The 18,316-nt window shown below is 34.3% G+C and carries 16 protein-coding genes and 4 pseudogenes; 4 read left to right on the forward strand and 16 right to left on the reverse strand.

Annotated elements, in window-relative coordinates; all coding sequences use genetic code 11:
• The first annotated feature begins 181 nt into the window (after positions 1-181).
• Positions 182-625 carry a hypothetical protein gene (locus COO03_RS05525; protein ID WP_097895796.1) on the forward strand — a complete coding sequence of 148 codons (444 nt, stop codon included), beginning with the start codon at positions 182-184 and terminating at the stop codon, positions 623-625.
• Positions 626-645: 20 nt separating this feature from the next.
• A pseudogene (locus tag COO03_RS27460) lies at positions 646-780 on the forward strand (IS6 family transposase); the annotation flags it as partial.
• Between the two features lie 144 nt (positions 781-924).
• Here COO03_RS27460 and COO03_RS27465 read toward each other — a convergent pair.
• From COO03_RS27465 to COO03_RS05605, 15 genes and pseudogenes are all read right to left on the reverse strand, one after another.
• Entirely contained in the window at positions 925-1,101 is a 177-nt protein-coding gene (locus COO03_RS27465; RefSeq protein WP_230322436.1) for an alpha/beta fold hydrolase, read from the reverse strand.
• Positions 1,102-1,320: 219 nt separating this feature from the next.
• Positions 1,321-1,987 (reverse strand): annotated as a pseudogene (locus COO03_RS05540) (IS6 family transposase).
• A gap of 75 nt (positions 1,988-2,062) precedes the next feature.
• Positions 2,063-2,296 (reverse strand): annotated as a pseudogene (locus tag COO03_RS05545) (topoisomerase C-terminal repeat-containing protein); the annotation flags it as partial.
• A 187-nt stretch (positions 2,297-2,483) separates the two neighbouring features.
• Positions 2,484-3,503, reverse strand: a complete 1,020-nt coding sequence (locus COO03_RS05550; protein ID WP_141523344.1) for a hypothetical protein — start codon at positions 3,501-3,503, stop codon at positions 2,484-2,486.
• 148 nt (positions 3,504-3,651) lie between these two features.
• On the reverse strand, positions 3,652-4,350 hold the full coding sequence (locus COO03_RS05555; RefSeq protein ID WP_170958209.1) for an ATP-binding cassette domain-containing protein: 699 nt from the start codon (positions 4,348-4,350) through the stop codon (positions 3,652-3,654).
• Positions 4,351-4,394: 44 nt separating this feature from the next.
• On the reverse strand, positions 4,395-5,234 hold the full coding sequence (locus tag COO03_RS05560) for a hypothetical protein (RefSeq protein ID WP_097895802.1): 840 nt from the start codon (positions 5,232-5,234) through the stop codon (positions 4,395-4,397).
• Positions 5,221-6,510 (reverse strand): metallopeptidase TldD-related protein, encoded by a 1,290-nt coding sequence (locus COO03_RS05565; protein ID WP_170958210.1) that lies wholly within the window; start codon positions 6,508-6,510, stop codon positions 5,221-5,223. The genes COO03_RS05560 and COO03_RS05565 overlap by 14 nt, the downstream gene beginning before the upstream one ends.
• The gene (locus tag COO03_RS05570) at positions 6,482-7,771 is read right to left on the reverse strand and encodes a PqqD family peptide modification chaperone (RefSeq protein WP_097895805.1); all 1,290 of its coding nucleotides are present in this window, start codon (positions 7,769-7,771) and stop codon (positions 6,482-6,484) included. Before COO03_RS05570 ends, COO03_RS05565 begins: the two co-directional genes overlap by 29 nt.
• Before the next feature lie 598 nt (positions 7,772-8,369).
• Entirely contained in the window at positions 8,370-8,717 is a 348-nt protein-coding gene (locus COO03_RS05575) for a ribosomal-processing cysteine protease Prp (RefSeq protein WP_097895807.1), read from the reverse strand.
• Between the two features lie 218 nt (positions 8,718-8,935).
• Entirely contained in the window at positions 8,936-9,412 is a 477-nt protein-coding gene (locus tag COO03_RS05580; protein WP_097895809.1) for a stress protein, read from the reverse strand.
• Between the two features lie 140 nt (positions 9,413-9,552).
• Positions 9,553-10,287 (reverse strand): hypothetical protein, encoded by a 735-nt coding sequence (locus COO03_RS05585; protein ID WP_097895811.1) that lies wholly within the window; start codon positions 10,285-10,287, stop codon positions 9,553-9,555.
• An 806-nt stretch (positions 10,288-11,093) separates the two neighbouring features.
• Positions 11,094-11,300: pseudogene (locus COO03_RS28010) on the reverse strand (zinc-ribbon domain-containing protein); the annotation flags it as partial.
• A gap of 133 nt (positions 11,301-11,433) precedes the next feature.
• Positions 11,434-11,817 carry a TM2 domain-containing protein gene (locus tag COO03_RS05595; protein WP_097895815.1) on the reverse strand — a complete coding sequence of 128 codons (384 nt, stop codon included), beginning with the start codon at positions 11,815-11,817 and terminating at the stop codon, positions 11,434-11,436.
• 136 nt (positions 11,818-11,953) lie between these two features.
• Positions 11,954-12,352 (reverse strand): excalibur calcium-binding domain-containing protein, encoded by a 399-nt coding sequence (locus COO03_RS05600; RefSeq protein ID WP_097895817.1) that lies wholly within the window; start codon positions 12,350-12,352, stop codon positions 11,954-11,956.
• Positions 12,353-12,700: 348 nt separating this feature from the next.
• A complete protein-coding gene (locus tag COO03_RS05605; protein WP_097895818.1) occupies positions 12,701-13,003 on the reverse strand; it encodes a hypothetical protein in 303 nt (100 codons plus the stop codon).
• A 301-nt stretch (positions 13,004-13,304) separates the two neighbouring features.
• On the opposite strand from COO03_RS05605, the gene COO03_RS05610 reads away from it, so the two are divergent.
• A complete protein-coding gene (locus tag COO03_RS05610) occupies positions 13,305-14,189 on the forward strand; it encodes an alpha/beta fold hydrolase (RefSeq protein ID WP_097895820.1) in 885 nt (294 codons plus the stop codon).
• 93 nt (positions 14,190-14,282) lie between these two features.
• Complete coding sequence (locus COO03_RS05615) at positions 14,283-15,713, forward strand: IS4 family transposase (RefSeq protein WP_097895822.1); 1,431 nt, start codon at positions 14,283-14,285, stop codon at positions 15,711-15,713.
• Positions 15,714-16,017: 304 nt separating this feature from the next.
• Here COO03_RS05615 and COO03_RS05620 read toward each other — a convergent pair whose 3' ends face one another.
• Positions 16,018-17,493 (reverse strand): primase C-terminal domain-containing protein, encoded by a 1,476-nt coding sequence (locus tag COO03_RS05620; protein WP_097895823.1) that lies wholly within the window; start codon positions 17,491-17,493, stop codon positions 16,018-16,020.
• Positions 17,494-18,316 lie beyond the last annotated feature (823 nt).

The raw sequence follows: 18,316 nt of genomic DNA on the forward strand, positions 1-18,316 counted from the left end.
TAAATTTCATTTGGAAATAAAAGGAAGACTATGACCTATTTTTACCCGTATCTCGGCTGTACCCCTATGATGGTCTCTCTCTGTGTAAAAGAGTTTATATAATTTTTTATACTAATAAATTTTGTGTATCTGTAAACAATATATAAAGTAAACATTTATCTAAACTATGGAGGGAATCATTATGGCTGAACAATTACAACGACATCCACATTTCGGAAATACATTAGCGGATCATTTTATGGAGCATCATCGAAATCCACTTTCATTCCATGCGCCAATCGTCCATGTTAAAGGAACAATAAAGTTAGTTGAAGAAGATGATTCTAATGCAGAAGGTGGTACACATCAGCATTTTTTAATTAATAATATTCAAGTTATTGAGATAAAAGGTGCACCAAAATCTCTAGTAGAAGATGAAGCTTTTTGTGCCATTCGCTATGGGGATAAATTAGGCTTAAAAAATCCGATTCCAGACTTACAAGAAGGCACAGAAATCGAATTGCAAGGAGAGTATGTTGATAAAACACATGCAAAAGTAGGAATTGGTAATCCAGGAGATCCAGTCATACACTTTACGCACCATCCAGTAGGATTTGTGAATTATAATGGTGAACATTACGAATAGGTATTTAGTTGGCCCCTCTTAAATATCGAAATACTCTAATCGAACAGGACCATAGACATATAAAGCGATGCTTTCAAAACCTACGTCATGCCTTGCGTACAATAAAAGGAATTGAAACGGTTCATGCTTTATATAAACGAAACCGAAATCTGTGACCAGATTTCGGTTTTTCGACGTACGATGAATTACGAAATTTAGTAACAATCGCATAAAATAAAGTGCTTTTGGTTGAAATCATCTATTCTTTAACAAACTTTGCAACAGAACCAAATCTAGTTATCTTTATTCCCGATAAATTATTACAGAGCAGAGTGTTTATTGTTATTTTTTACCACATCCAATATATCCCTTATTATCTCAACAACAATTTGAGGCTTATCAATATGTATTGCGTGTCCAGCATCTTCAACAATCATATGTTTTTTATTAGTTGACAAATTAGCAAGCTCTCCCTGGAATTTCATCCAAGCAGCCATAGACTCCACTGTATGAAAAGGCTGCAGCCCCCCCCTGTTACAACAATGAGTGGAATGTTTCCAAGTGATTTAGAAGTACGAATTTGTTCTGAGCTTTCTTCCACTTCAGTAAGAGAACCTTCTAAAGTAAATTGATTATAAGGTTCTGTTGCAAAGTTTGAAAAAAGCATAAACAGGTTGGTAAATGAGGAACAATGTTTATGAAGTAGCTAGTAATTGTTAAAGTTCATTGTACGTTAAAAAGGCAGAGTCTCTTTGAAGACTTCGCCTTTGTTTATATAGGGCATGAATGGTTTCAATGCCTTTTATCGTACGTGAAGTATGACGAAGATTTTGAAATCCTGCGGATTTGGCAAAACGTCTCTTTACATGCCTATGATCCTGTTCAATAAGATTGTTTAAATGTTTGATTGTACAATGGATTGTAGTTTGATAAAATCCTTTTTTTTCTTAATTTGTTAAATGCGCAAAATAATGCCGGCGCTTTGTCTGTAGTGAGAACCATTGGTTCTCCAAAATGTTTTACTAATCTTTTCATGAAGGCATAGGCAGCCTGATGATCTTGTTTTTTACGAAGTTGAATATCCAATGTGTGTCCATCTTTATCAATTGCACGATAGAGATAACGCCATTCTCCCTTAACTTTGATATAAGTCTCATCCAAATGCCAAGACAAGCGTGCAGATTTATTTTTCACTTTCCAAAGTTGATAGATGAGATTTCCATATTCATGAACTCATCGCATGATGGTTGTTGAGTGAACTGCAATACCGCGTTCTTTCAGGATTTCAGATACATCACGATAACTCAAAGAAAAACGACAGTAGTAGCCGACAGCCACTAAAATAATATCTTTTTTGAATTGTTTTCCTTTAAAATATGTCATGTCTGATTCTCCTAGATCCTGTTTTCTAGAGTGTAGCTTCATGTAGAAAACTTTGCAACGGAACCCTTTAATTTCTATGTATGCAGCCAATTCTTTTCCGTTTGACTGGAAACCTTTGATAACGTCCGTTCTATGTTCTTCAAATAACTTTTTCACTTGTGCTTCAGGGAGCGTTTTTTCTTTTATTTTTTTGGGCAATCCGATGCTGCAGGTGAGGTGATTGCTACAACCAAAGAAATTCCCTCTATCTAGAATGGCCCCATTCCCACATGAACACTGACAAATCTCAGTTTGTTCCTTCCAAATTTCGTATGCAAATTTTTGAAAAGTTTACACTGATCCTCTATTGAAAAAATAAAAAATATTCCGAAAATTACCTGATGCAGTTTTAGCTTGATAGTGACGTGATGCCCCCTCCTTATAAAAAACTTCCCCTCCCAATAGAATTTGTAATTGGGAGGTATGTCAAACAGAAATTCTCCAGCGGGAATTTTTTCTAGAAAAAATACAGGGAACCGAATATCACCGCTCCAAAAACATACATTGCAAGCTTTACCAGCTTGGAGTTTGTAAAATTAAAAATGATATTTCGCAATGGAATTAAAGGAACCACGATAAGCAAGGCCAACAGATTCATACTCCCAAAAATAAAAAAACCAGTAATTAGTGGAAGTAAAACGATAAGTGCCTGTATCAGCCATTTTTGTTTAATGATTGTGCCTAGATGAATCGGCAGATAAAATCCCGTTGTGATGGTCGTAAATTCTGTTTTATTTAGTTTTGAAAGAAAGGTCTCAATTAAAATTAAATCGGCAATAAATAGACCAAGATGCACCATTTGTGACTCAATGTAAAAATAAGAAAGAAACCCTATAATAAAAGTGAAGATGCAAATATTTAGGAAACCTTTAAGATTAAACAAGGCCCTTGTCACTTCTCTTGCTGTGAAAAATATAGAATCATAAAGATTTTCCATAATCCTATGCTTGGAAACCTTATTATTTTTTAGTAATTCGTTTTGAGCTGATGTGATTTGTGAAAAGTCCTGATTGATTAATCCTTGAAACATTGTTCCCATGATTCGGTAATAAGGGTATAAATAATCATATTTAAATGATTTGATGAGAATCAAATGGACAACCATAGCCAGAAAGAGAAGGATGGATGGCCAACTGTTTGAAACTTGCACCGATAGCAAAATGACCAGTATAGAAATGGACAAGATGGAATACAGTTTTATTGAGGAAATCTGATATTTAATAAATCCAATATAGTTGGCTAAGCTGTTGGCGATAAGCGATACAAACAGAATAGGCGTGAAATCTGCCTTCAAGATCAGCAAGACTGTTGCAATAAAGAGAGAAGAAGCAACAGTCTTAAGAAAAATGTGCAGTTTTAGGCTATTTAAAGAAAGAATCTTCATTTCAAAGATCTGGAACGGGATATTCATAATAGGATTATTTTGGAAGACCTTTGCCAAACTGTAAGCAAACAAAGCAATTGGAAACCACTTCATAACAAGATTTTCATGCGCTTGAAATAACTCCACGGACAATGGGAGAAAAAATACGAGCAACAATAAAAAAACGAACACATTAAATTTGTTCTTTTTTATCAGCCGAATGTACTGTCTTACTTTATTGAGGCTTAAATAATAGACTGAATCAAGCATCATAGCTATCGCCTATCAATTTAGTGATTTGTTTTCGATCTAAGGTTACCGGTTCAAACTCCAATAATTGGCCATCCTTCAAAATCAAGTATTTATCACAAATGGTTTCCAAACTGTCTAAATCATGGCTCGAAATGATTTGAATCCTGGTTGTTGATTTGTGATTCAGGAACATCTGCTCAACAGTATCAACTTGTACTGGATCTAGGGTGATGAATGGTTCATCGAAGAAAAAGACATTCGACTCTCGCAGCATTCCAATGGCAATATTGATGCGCTGCAAGGTTCCTCTTGAAACACTTCGTGGATAATAATCCATATATTCTTCCAGTTTTAGCTGTTTTGCTAGGTATTGTATTTTTTCGATTGCATCCTCTTTTGATAGTTTATTTAGTTTACAAATGAAAAGCATTTGTTCACGGGCAGTTAGATCCTGGTATAAAACAGGCGTATCACCAATAAAGACGAAGGGGAGATCAAGAGTATCCACAATGTTAATATTATCGCCATGAAATAAAACATTTCCCTCATGGTTCCTAATAATCCTCATCAAAATTTTTAGTAATGTTGTTTTGCCTGCTCCATTACGTCCAATTAATCCATAAATGTTTCCCGGTCTGAACTCGAAGGTAATTCCATTTAATACCTTCTTATCCCCATACGATTTTGAAATTGAATCTAATTGAATCATATCTTCACTTCCCGAAAAATAATAATAGAATTCTAACATTGGAATTAGAATTCCAACAAGAGTCCTTGATGACCATCCAATATTTTGTAATTTTTCATGAGACCATTGAATTGAAACGAGAACAGCGATTTTAGATTGCTGCTACCATCTTGATAGGGAACAGCTTTCCCGACTATATTGAAATGGCCGTTATAGAAATTCAAAATGGTTGAGTAATTGACGATTTCCTTCAGTATCAAAACTTTATCGCAGTCATCTTCCCTGATCGTCCTATTCGTAGTAACTCTTTCAATTTTTGTTATGCTTCTCATGGGGTGATAATTTTCCATTAGTTGTGCTGAAAACAATTCCTCTTTCTTCTCAGTGTCCGATAAATGATCATAAACAAAAAACTCAATAGTATCATTCTCATTTTGCCTTGTAACCTTGATTTTACTGTCACAGATATATTGATAAAACAGATTTAGCAGGGTTATTAATTCTCTTTGCTCAATCAATAAATAGCGATAATGGTTTCGCCGGCAGATTTGTTTGGGTATGTTGCGTTCCATCAAGCTATTTAGAAAAGCTTCAACCTTTTTGATAGCATGTTTATCGTTTTTAATAACTGCGGTGTTAATCTCAACATCTTCTTCCACAAGGAAACAATAAAGTTGAATCATGTCCAATTGTCCATCCTCGCTAAAGGAAAAAGAAACCTGATAGTCATCCACTTGTAAGTTTCTTCCTACCATCATTGAGTGGAAGGTTGAAACAAATTCTTCGCATATATGCCCAAAGGGAATAGGTCTATCGAATGGTGAATGTTCCATAAGGCTTTCCCAAAATTCTCTTTTATAAAACTTATGATATGAAATGGTGAATACTTTATTAATGAATTGCATTGCCCAGCCCCTTAATAATGATAGACGGAGATATATATTTGACTTTGACGGTCGCCCCTTTCTTACCGCAGAGGCTATGATATTCATTGCTATTGCTGCAAAAGACAATCTCTTTATCAAAAAAATGCCTGATATCTAGATACAGATGAAACGGTTCGAGTGGCGCTGTGAACTTGCCTGATTCTATTAGACTAGCTTGAGATACTTCGACAGAAAAATCACCTGTAAAAATGTTGACTTCGCCCATTCCAATTTTATGTATATAGATTCCCTTGTTAATGGTTTTAATGTGATTCTCTTCCGAAGTCCTTCCAGGTTGAACAAACATGGAGCGCATTCTAGTAAACACCGGCATTTTTAGATTTTCTCTGCGCCCATTGCCAGTATTATGAGAATGTTGCTGGTCCGAGCGACTGCTAAGCAAATGGAGAATTTCTCCGTTCCTTATCAATGGAATGTTCTTTGTGATGGGGTCGCCATTATCATCAAAGCTTTCTAATGTGCGATAATTTTCAAAGATTGTAAGTTTTCGACTGAATTTCCATATCTTTCCTCTATTTAATGGAGACCGATAAAAATGATCAGTCTCTAAAAAATGACCCAAAAATTCGTGAAAAAATAGTCCCGATGAGTAGCTGTTAAAGACCACTTCGCAAGAATCTAGATCCTTTGGCAATGATTTCTTTGCAGAGTGGAACCAAATGATTTCATTCTTTATTGCCGCCAATACGCTATGAATACTATCTTTGTTAATTCTTTCAATAACTTGGAAATCACTGATAAGATTGATGCCAAATTGATCAATATTATAGGAAATAATATAATATGCTTCCTCATGCAAGTCAGCTAAGGATTCAGAATCAAATAGCGATTTTTTGTTGTTGACCGTTTCAATTGCTATTTTTGTTTCACAATGAAACATTTGATCAGTTAAGTGGGTCCATTGCTGTATATCCTGCAAGATGCCATTTTCAATCAAGTGTCCGGTTGAATTCATTTGTGCATGCAATCGCTGAATTATGTTGTGTGACAATTGACATTCCTTGGATAAATATTCAAGCAAGACATCCAGAGAATAAATGTAATTCTCAATCTTATTCTGATTGAGAATTTGCAAAGAAAACTGTCCTTCATCAGAAAAGTCGCGGTTTATAAAGCTGGAATCAATCATAATTGTATTTCGTAAATGGCTAAAAAGTAGGAAGCGATTAGATGCACTGTGTGCCTCATTGAACATGGAATTCCGCTCAAACTTTTTGCAAGTATCGTTGTACATGGCATACCTCTTCAGGCTGGTCGAGCATGGATGCGATACAATTTCCGCATTGATCATATAATTCACAGGAACCGCATAATTTTTTCACAGGAGTCGGCAACATCATAGAATACTTAATATTGTCAAAATGCAGAATCTCTAATAATTCTTTTTCGAAGACATTTCCTAGCACAATATCAGGAATGGCTGGACAAGGGGTAATATTTCCATTTGGCATGACATGCAGTGCAGTGTATCCGGCGCCACATTTATTTGGATGTTCAATTTGATCCATCACGGCGCTGACTTTTTTCTCACAAATGTCCAATCCAACAAAAAAGTCTTCCGTACTATACTGTTTATTGGATGACTGAAGGATTTCGGCAAAATTATTTGCCACTTCTGTCGGAACGTGATTTTCCTTGGCCCTTCCGGAATTTGAGGTTAAACCGATGTTTATACCTTCACAACCAATATTTTTGCATAACTCTATTAAGGCAGGTAAATCATTTGTATTATAGTCATTCATTGTATAGGAAACTGCGACGGAAATACCTCTTTGTGTCATTTTTTTAATATTGTTCACAGATTTTTGGAAAGCACCTTTTACATTTCTGATAAAATCATGATTTTCCTCCAACCCATCCAAACTGACTTGTATCCCTAAATTGGGATATTTTTCTAGCAAGTCCATCGTTCTCTTGCTTATTGAAACTGCATTAGAGGCGAATGTTGCGGTAACTGCATTTTTCCCAAGAAAATCAACCAGTTCATTAACATCCCTTTTTAAAAAAGGTTCACCGCCAGTAATAAAGAAACCGGTTACACCCAAATTGACAAAGTCATTGGCCAATTCTATAAACTTTCTGATCCCCATTTCTTCACTTTTCGGGCTTCCCGAGGAATTGAAACAATGAATACAATTGAGTTGACATTGATTCGTTAGCTCCATGGACACGGAAATCGGTGTAATAATATTCTGGTTCCCATATACCCTTGGACGTCGCTCTCTTTTTTCAGACCCCATTTGAATGACTCCATATTTTTTATATTCATCCAAAAACTGGGTTATTGTCTTTACATTTTCTTCATCTAACGAATACTTGAATCTGAAGCTCTCAATTATTTCATCAACTGTTTTTTCCCCAGTACATAATTCGATGATTTCATACCCTGTGCGATTAAAATCGTGTTTAATAAATTGATTGTCACGCAGTAGTACGGCAGATCCACCATCATAACTTTGGATGATCCTGCAGTAATCATTAATATATGGATACATGTAATCCCTCCAAATTTCTGATAAAAAAGAGAATTTCCACTGAAATGGAGATTCTCTTTTTTTAGTTTTTATTACACTGCCAGTAAGTATTGGTTCCAGCAAGCAGTTACTACTCTTGCTTTAAATGGAGTAATCGCGCAGGCTGCGATTTGAGATTGTTTCGTTGCAGGTTTTTCAAATTTCATTTTAATCCCCCCTTTTACGTTTCCTTAAATTTCAATAAAAGGAATTAAATGTATTTATTCCCTTTATTTGTTTATATCTTAGCACGATTTCTAAATCCACAATATTCATATTTCCGAAAAATTGCGACAAATTAGTGAACAGTGAGCGGTATATGGTTAATATACATGCCCATCAACTTAAGAAGTTTATAACACCCCAAATCATAAAACGAGTAAAATGCACAAAATTTCCGTTCTAGGGTATTATGAGATCTTAACTTGATGGCGCGATAGGGTACTAATGGTAAAACGCGGATTTTATACGCTAAAACAGTTTCTAAAGTTCAAATTTCATCTTTGCTACTGTAAAAAAACAACTAGCCCCTCTTGTGGGGGGCTAGTTGACGTAAAATTCGTTATTGGAAGTTCTTTATTTATATATTCTTTGTAGTAATACGTATATGTTTCGAATAAGTTTTCTCTAAATCTCGAAGCGTATATGCCAGAGATTGTAATAATAATTGTATATCATGACTAGACTTAGAAAATTCTTTTTTATTATTTCTATCAATTGGTATTATTGCTTTTAAATATCCATCACGTACCTCTGTTTGCATTTTTACTTGGCAAAACCTTTCTATAGCATTCACTGTACCAATAGTTATTGTTGAAACACTAGCACAAACAATATCTTCACCATAAGAAGAATAATTCGCATGACCATCAACAATAAATCCGTTAATGTGATCCAAATTGTTATGTAATATCGAAATAGAAATCATAAAAGATTAATCACCTTTTCCCTTTTAAATTCATGAAAAATCCCCATCTTTTTCTTTATTGTATCATTCAGAAGAAGGGATGTATTGCGAAATTTTGGTTGTATAAGATATTCATGTAAGGTTAACATAACGTCCTATTATCGGTAGCAAAGAAAAAGGCGGCCCCTTACTCTCACAAGGAATCCGCCTTTTTCTTTTTCTATGATAATATACATTTTTTATACATTCCTATTTTGGCGCGCTTTTTGGCCTCCCCATATTTCCCTATGTCTCCTGCTTTTTTGCATAAAATCTTGCATGATCTTAGCGTAGTTTTTTTCTGAAATGCTGGGGCACCCCAATAAGAAGTTCCCTTTTGCATATGTATGTGAGAATAGCATTTGATTGCTATTTCCTAAATCATCATAGTACTTTTTAGCTTTTTCAAGGTCTTCTTTATTGTTAAATTCAAACAATCTACCACCACTATCTTCACCTATCGCTGGTACTAGGATGCGTTTTGCATCTTTTCTAGTATTGCCAAACTCTTTTTGTGGTAGATCAGTAGGGTTTTCAGCTTCTAGTCCTGCATTTTTAAATTCTTCGATAACTTTCCCTACTGTAACATCACTTGCCATTGATTTAATGCTGTCACAAGCTGTTAAACCGAATAGAAGCATAGCTCCTATAAGGAATACTGATAACTTTTTGAACATTTTAGTACGTTCCTCCTAATGTATAAAATCAAATTATATTACTTTAATACCATAACAAACGATAAATTTATATATTTCAATATTATGTAGGAGGATGATAAAAAGAGAGCCTAAGCCCTCTTGAATACAAAATCTATATTTTATCTAAAAGCATCCATTTGTACTTTTTCGTAAATATATCCGGCTTCTTCAGCGGAAATACCAAAGCGTTTAGCAGCTTTTTCTGCAACTTGCGGATCATGTACTTCAGGGATGTAGTTTTCATTATTGTTTGTGAGAATATTATATTGCTCTCTCATAAATGTAAATATGGATTTGTAGTTGATTCCGTTACTAGAAAACTGCTCGTTATTTTGTGTTGTGGATTTAGGTGTATTATTTGAGTTAATCTTATAAGTATTATTAGCTGACTTTGTTTTTTCCTTTTCTTGTTCTCTATCGACATCTACTATATAATCACCTTTGGTATAAGTTTCGAAATCGTTAATAAGAAGTGCTTTATTCAGGAGATCCATAACATATGTATCGTCATCATAGAATACCTGGAGATCTTGGTAGCGGCATTTGTTATTACCACCGCAAGAAATTTGATTATAAGAATCTATGATTTTTTCAAACGCATTGTCCATTGTTGCGTATTTATCCATATTAGGTAAGTCGGAGAATTTTTCATTTACTTTTATTTGAACACTTACTGGTGTGTCTTCATCTTTCTTTTCACCAGCTTTATAAGAAACTTCTTCGATATATGGTCCTAACTGGCTATCTTTTAATTTATCTCCAGTAGCTTTTTCAACTTCTTTCATATCCGCTGAACCCCCAGTAAATATAAGAAAAATAGCAGCTATAAATAATCCAATAACCCCCTTTTTCATACATATCACTCCTAAATTTATTTATGCTAAAGTGAAAAAGAAAAGACACCCTCACAAGTGTCTTCCTCCGACTTGATAACCACTTTAATTTTAATAACAAGTATATCTGATTCCCATCCAATTACCATTTTACCATATTTATCTATATAGTTGAGGAATATTTATTTATCATTCCTACCATGTTCAAATTGTCCCTCTCCCTGTTCATAATATTCTTTGAATTTTTTACAGTCCTCTTTCCCGTATACTTTATAACAATTTTCATCAATGATTACTTTTTGAGATTTATCAGTTTTTTCCACATTGTCAATCATATCATTTTCTTTCACAGTAAAGTTTTCAATATATTTATCATCAATTAACTTTTTTACATCACTTTTCTTTTGTACATAGCCTTCAAAAAGAACTTTTGCTATAGCTACAGTAGTTTGTCCTCTTTCTAACTCTGCCGCATCAGCATAGCGAACTCCATTGATTACTTTTTCTATACCACTTTCTAAAGTCTTTTGACTATCTATAACTGCAACAGGTAATGTTTGAGGTGGAACTAATTTTTTAATATCATCTTTAATTTTATCTAGTTCTTTAACTGTATGTTTTAAAGCATCATCAGTCAAACCTTGATTCGCTGCATGTTTTAGCAAATCATCACCCTTATTAATTTCTTCAAAAATAGAGTTCAAATATTTCGCTTCTTTTCTATCCGTCGTATTAAATCCGAAATTATATATTAGAATACTACAAACAATAAAAAATATTATACTTAGAAACAAACGTTTTCTAGTAATTTTATTTCTAGCCCCATCTGTTCCATCAATTCCCCACAAGTTAATGAACCAAGATACTAATCCAGTTATAAAGCTGACTAAAGAAAAAACTTTGAAATCATTATTTGAATTTGAATGACTCACAACATTTTCCCTAACTGTTTTTTGACTAAAATCCTCGCCGCAATGTCCACAAAACTTATTGTTATCATCATTTTCTTTCCCACATTGAGTACAATATTTCATGGAATCCTCTCCCTAAAATTAATGTTTAATCAATTATTTGATTCCAATATGTAATTCTTGTATCTTAGAAAAAAACATCATTACTAATTTTATTTATGTTAGAGAATAAAATAAAAGCACTCTTTCGAGCGCCTTATAATCTACTTTTAGTTAAGTTAATTTCATCATTCGGTTGCTCTGCTGGTGTAGCTTGTGGTTGTGCAGCAGCTGTTTGTAAGTTTTGTAAAGCAGTAGCATCGATTGTAACATTCACAGTGTTGTTATTGTTGTTTACATTAGTACTGTTTGTTTGAGCTTGTGCTTGTACATGAGTACTTGCTTGACGAGCCATAAACATAGCATTCTTATAATCTACTCGACCGCTTAATAGGAATAGATCAATGATCCATAAAATACCGAATCCACCTGCTGTAAGTAGATTTAGAATACCCATTCCAATATCACCAACATAAAAACGTCCTGCTCCAAAAACTCCTAAGAAAATATGTAGTAAATACGCTATACCTTTTGATTTCATCCTGTTTTCTCCCTCATTCTGAATAATAAAATGTAAGATTTCTAATTAAGCATAACAAATATAGTTACAACTTTCCTGTCTTTTTTTGTCGAACAAGCAAATAAAAAAGAACTCTCTTGAGTTCTTTCCCACAAAATCAATGTTTCTTTCCAGACTTTTTATGTTCGCAAGCTACTCCATCACCATCTTTATCTAAACTCTTGGAATATGCAGGACTATCTGGAGTTATATCATAATAACCAGCGTCGTTAGCCTCTTTGCAACTTGAAAAATGAACTTTTCCTTGGCTAGGAGCAGTTTGTTGTTGTTTTGTTTGAGTAGTTTCTTGCTGTTTTTTCTGTTCTTCAGCTTGTTTTTGGGTCTCTAATTGTTTTTGTCCTTCCGCCTTTTGTTGTCCAGCGTTTGTCTTGTGCTCTTTTTCAGTTTCTTGCTTTTGTTCTTCTAATGTACTAGTTTTTTCAGTAGATTTACTACAAGCTGTTAACCCTATGAATAAAGTACAACATGCTAAGAACGTTAATAATTTCTTGTTCATCATATAATCCTCCATAATATATAAAATATAAGATTTATATATAATCATATCAAAATCCATATTTATATATTGTTATATCATGTCGAACAGACAAATAAAAAGATATTTTAATGTATTTTTTTATCCAAGGGGTAGCGTCCCGAAAATGCAGATTTACAACGTTAAGTTGTTTATATCATTAAAAATGAATAACTTAACAACGATAAGGATTTTGAGACAAGTCATACGAGACACTCGCAAGCCTTATTTGAAGCAAAGTCAGTTGAGTATCAATAGAGTAAACCTTATTGATACAAAGTTTTCTACCTTAACGTTGTAAATCCGCAAAATCCTGATGCTACCCCATAATTATTTAAGATCATCAAATGGATTAACATCACTGACCGGCTGCGGATTATAATCTCTACCAAATTTCGATATACATTTATAATTCATCCATTCATTAATTGCGTAAATTGTATCTTTTCTAATATCTTCTAGTGTAGATGCTTCTTTTGACGCTTTAAACTTTTCACCATGCCTACATAGAATTCCAGAAGCCTCTCGTGAATTTATATAATTGTTGTGCTCATTTATTTTCTTTAAAGCATTGAATAAACTTTCAGGTAGATTTGTTTCAAGTTTAGGTTTTACCTTTAAATCTGCTCGCATGTTTTCGAAAATCTTATATGGGGTACAGACCCATCGCTATCAAGCTAACAAAATAAAATACCCCCTAAAATAAAAAAATACGCTATTTTTTCTGTAGAATCATAGGAAGGGATGGTGTTTTTGTATGTCTCTTTCTGTATCTAATGAATTACAACGTAAATGAAAATAATATGATTTCAGTATTTCATTTTATCAATGGGCTATATTATACAGTGGAAATTCCAGTATTTACAAAGAAACTACTCTTGTTATAAAATTAGACTGAACGGTCGGTTTATAATTTGTTATAGGAGTAGATAATATGAAAGATCACAACATAACTTTACAAGATGGACGCAAGTTAGCCTACATTGAATATGGTAAAACAAATGGATTACCAGTCATGCTATTCCACGGTACACCAGGTTCAAGAATTTGGTCATTAACAGATGATATGGTAGCAAAACGATTAGGGATACGACTTCTTTCAATAGATAGACCTGGCTACGGGCTCTCTGATTCAAAACGGAATCGAACAGTTCTGGATTGGGCAGAAGATGTAAATGAATTAGCAGATCAACTAAAGCTCCAAACTTTTTCTATTATAGGTGTTTCAGGAGGAGGCGCTTATGCAGCTGCTTGCGCTTACCAAATCCCTGAACGCTTACAATCCGTACAGATGGTTTCTAGTGCAACTCCGTTTGAAAATGAAAAGCCGCCAGCTAGTATGTGCCGTGAAAATCGGATTGCTTTCTTTATCTCCAAACGATTACCTTTGCTATTAAAATGGGTATATCGTACTCAAAAAAAACAAATGGAAAAGAACCCTGAAAAATATATACAGGGGCTGAAAAAGGGAAATGCACATTTATGCAAATGGGATCAACAATTTATTCAAACAGATGAAGATATTAAGTTAACTATGATCCATATGAAAGAAGCATTAAGAAATAGTGTAGATGAAGCAGTAGCAGAACCTGCTCTCTTAGCAAAATATTGGGGGTTTAATTTTCAAGATATTTCTATCCCTATCCATATTTGGCATGGTACAGCCGACACTTTATCTTCAATAGAAGAAATAAAAAAAGTAGCCTCAGCTACCCCTCATGTAACAACCCATTATATGAAGGATGCAGGACATTTCTTACCTGACGATCCTGACATATGGGAATCTATTTTACAAACAATTATCCAAGATACAAAGTAAACGTAAATTAACTCCAAAATCAACTTTTATTGTATATTTTGGAGTTAATTTACGTTTACTTCTGTAGAATCATAGGAAAGGATGGCGTTTTGTATGTCTAGTTCTGTATCTAATGAATTACAACTATTTTCTCAAGAAATTCAAAGCTTCTTATCTCCAAATATCTTACGAGATTTTGCTAGAGATGTTGGTTTTGTTCAACGAACTAGTAAGTACCAAGCAAAAGATTTAGTCGCTTTATGTGTATGGATGAACCAAAATGTCGCTACGACCTCTTTAACTCAGTTATCTAGCTGTTTAGAAGCATCAACAGAAGTACTCATCAGTCCTGAAGGGCTGAATCAACGATTTAATCAAGCAGCCGTCCAATTTTTACAATACGTACTAGCTGAACTACTAAACCAAAAATTGGCCTCATCTGTGCCGATTTCTTCTCCATATACTTCTGTTTTCAAGCGTATCCGTATTTTAGATTCAACTGCATTTCAACTCCCAGATCCCTTTTCACGCGTTTATCCGGGTGCAGGGGGATGCAGCCATACAGCGGGGATGAAGATCCAGCTTGAGTATGATTTATTAAGTGGACAATTCCTTCATATTCATACAGGGCCAGGTAAACAACATGATCGAACCTACGGTTCCCTGTGTGTCCCAACTATAACAGCAAATGATTTATGTATCCGAGATTTAGGTTATTTTCATTTGAAAGATCTTCAACATATACAAGATAAAAAGGCTTATTATATCTCCCGTATCAAATCGAATACACGTATTTATCAAAAAAATCCTAACCCTGATTATTTTCAAGATGGCAAAATCAAGAAAGGTACAGAGTATATCCAGATAGATATGGAGATTTTAATGAACTCTCTTCAACCAGGACAAACATGTGAAATATCAAACGCTTATGTAGGAATGACTGATAAAGTCCCAACTCGTGTGATTGTTCATCGACTAACAAAAGAACAACAACAAAAACGATTACAAGATCAAACTGTAAGAGAAAAAAAGAAAGGAATGAAGTATTCTGCTCGTAGTAAACGACTTAGCGGTATCAATGTATATATGACAAATACCCCTACAGATATTGTCCCGATGGGACAAGTACATGATTGGTATTCTTTACGTTGGCAAATCGAGATTTTATTTAAAACGTGGAAATCATTCTTTTATATTCATCATTGTAAAAAGATAAAACGAGAACGGTTGGAATGCCATTTATATGGACAATTGATTGCCATTCTACTCTGTTCTTCTATCATGTTTCAAATGCGGCAATTACTTCTTATGAAAAAGAAACGAGAACTGAGTGAATATAAGGCCATATATATAATTAAAGATTACTTTCTTCTTCTTTTCCAAGCTATACAGAAAGACACCCAAGAGCTATCAAAGATTCTAATTCGCCTGTTCAATCTCCTACAGCAAAACGGGCAAAAATCTCATCGATTTGAGAAGAAAACAGTCTTTGACATATTGGGTGTCGTTTACAATTGTACCATGTCTGATAATCAAGCGGCTTAATTCAAAAAAGGAAACCCGTTAGGGTTTATTTCGTATGCAAATCTTTAAAGCATCTACATATAGACTTTCGAAAAAAAGAAACAATCTCGCTTATCATTGACGTTACATGAGCTTAGCTTGATGGGCATGTGGCGGTACCCCTAGTACGTTGGAGATACCCCGGGTTGTACGCCTACATAAATAATTTCACATACCATATATAAGAAATAACACCGTAGTCAAAAATAGATTATAATCTCAGAAACGTAACCACCCAAAAAAGTATAATAGAGATATGTATTGGCAGAATGGACAAAGCTATAAATTAACCTGTATTTAGTGTGATTAAGTCATTGGTTTGCTCTTGTGTCAGCTCATATAAACGCTCAGCTGCACTTGGAATAATCGACTGTATAAATTCAAGGTATAGTTCTTTCTGCTCTTTATTTCGACCAATAGCATGGTTAAAAAGCAACGCCAAAGTAGACAGTCCTGTTTGTCGTTGGCTGCCTTTACCGATTACGTGAATATATATTTGTTTTGATTTCTTTAACACGCTGTTTAACGTACTTCTTGGGATTTGTAAGGCTTCACACAGTTCTTTTTGAGTGAAGTATACAAATCCTTTTTCTGTGTCTTTCTGAGCGTTTAAGAAGTCAATGATGTCTTGCTCCCACTCATACCAGTGGCTACGCACACGTTCCTTACGTGCTTTCTTATGCTTATACCAATATTGAGATGGTACTGGTCCTGAAAATGATACTTCCCCATCTGACCAAACTTCTAAAATATGATTAATGTACGCTTTGTTTGCACCCTTGTATTTACCAGAGAAGGCACTACGAACAGCCTTTTGAATGCTCGCGTTTTTCAAAGGGCTGTTTAAGTTTGTATTGAATTGGTCTAATAAGTTGTATGCATCTTTTTCCGTCATTCCAGAAGAATAGCATGCTAAAGCAAGCGTAAATACGGCGTTGTCACGCCCGATTAGACCTTTCTGACCATGAATATGTGTGCATACTAGTACCTTTTGCACCCACCCTTCAGTGATTTGAGTTGTATGCATTGGCTTGTTCGAAAGAACTGTAAATAAGTTTCTGCGATGGCCGATATCTTGATCTTTAGACCATTCAATTAAATGAGCTAGATTACACGTACTTTCTGCATCCATCCATACAACATTCTCCTCGTTTGGCATACGGAAAAATCCGAAATCATTGCATGTCAAATCAACACCAGGTAATAAATCGCTTAAAGCTTTCCTGATGTTCTCGCTTATTCTCTTTGCGCTACGTAATCCACGGAAATCATTCTTATTTGAAATGAACAATGGGTTATCTAGCACGAAATAAGCCTGGTATCCCTTCACACTTTCCAAGATAACTGTAGGCATTCCTAACTGCTTGTCCATTGCTGCCAGTACGATTTCCCCAGGAGTAATGTCCTTTGTATCGATATCTACAGTGAAACAGTTGATTTGTTTTAAATTACGTTCTTCATGACCTTTAATGATTCTTCTGCTTCTGTCCAAATATGTACCTACTCTGAATACATTCGGTGTCCAATGCGTAGCTTGTCCGATATGATCCAGAACTGCTTCTTGAGAAGTTAATACAACTCCTTTAGCTCCATAGGGATGCATTAAATCTTCTTTTGTACGCGTAATGAATACAAATCGGTCATTCATCTTACTAGTATCCTGTGAGTCTAACATGGCGATGCTAGCTCTAGAATTCTTGTATTTATATTTGCGTAATCCACTATGTAAAATCAATTCAATTGCTTGCTGCGCTTTATCCATGTTAGATCTCCTTTCTACTAGATTTTTGACAATAAAAAAAGGTGAGCAGTTATTACACTGCTCACCTTGAAAATTCCCTGAAAGTATATAAAAACAGAATTTTTCCATATTTAAACGTAATTTTTCCGTACTTAAATAAGGATATCTATCTTTACAATCCATCACTAATTAACTATACTAAATACAGATATTTTTATATCTCTAATAACATAGCTAATTAGAACGGACGGAGAATTTACAGACTGATGGTGCAGTGTGTAAATGGAATACAAGATGTTGACAGCAAATTGTATTCACCGGAGAAGTAAAGTTATTGACGTAACTCTACTTTTTTTTGTCAGATTGAGACCTACCAAATCTCGATTAGACAGCCGTTCTTTTTTATTTGTTTTTGTAATTTATTTATCGAATAAGCTCTTTATGTACAATATCAAATTAAATCATAATTTGTTGAAAAACTTGTTGTTTCTTACGTTACAGCAAGTTTTTTTGTTTGTAAACAGTGAAATTATGCGCAATTTAAATAATATCCCTATTTCCCTATTTCTATTTTTCCCTATTTCCCTATAGGGATTTTTCCCTATTTCTATTTTTCCCTATTTCCCTATTTTGTTCGTTTTTTTCTCTTTAAACCTCCCCTTGAAAATCTTCATTCTCATTTACTTTTCAAGTCCGACTCGAATTGGAAATTCCCTTTTAAATCAACGCTTTTGTTATAAATTACTAACTCTATCATTCTATTGCATATAGAGAACATTATTGTTATAATTTCTTTAATAATATAGAAATATCCCTATTTCTATATTTAGAATTATCCCTATTT

Origin of the sequence: Bacillus sp. AFS098217, assembly GCF_002551815.1 — a bacterium.
GTDB lineage: Bacteria > Bacillota > Bacilli > Bacillales > Bacillaceae_G > Bacillus_A.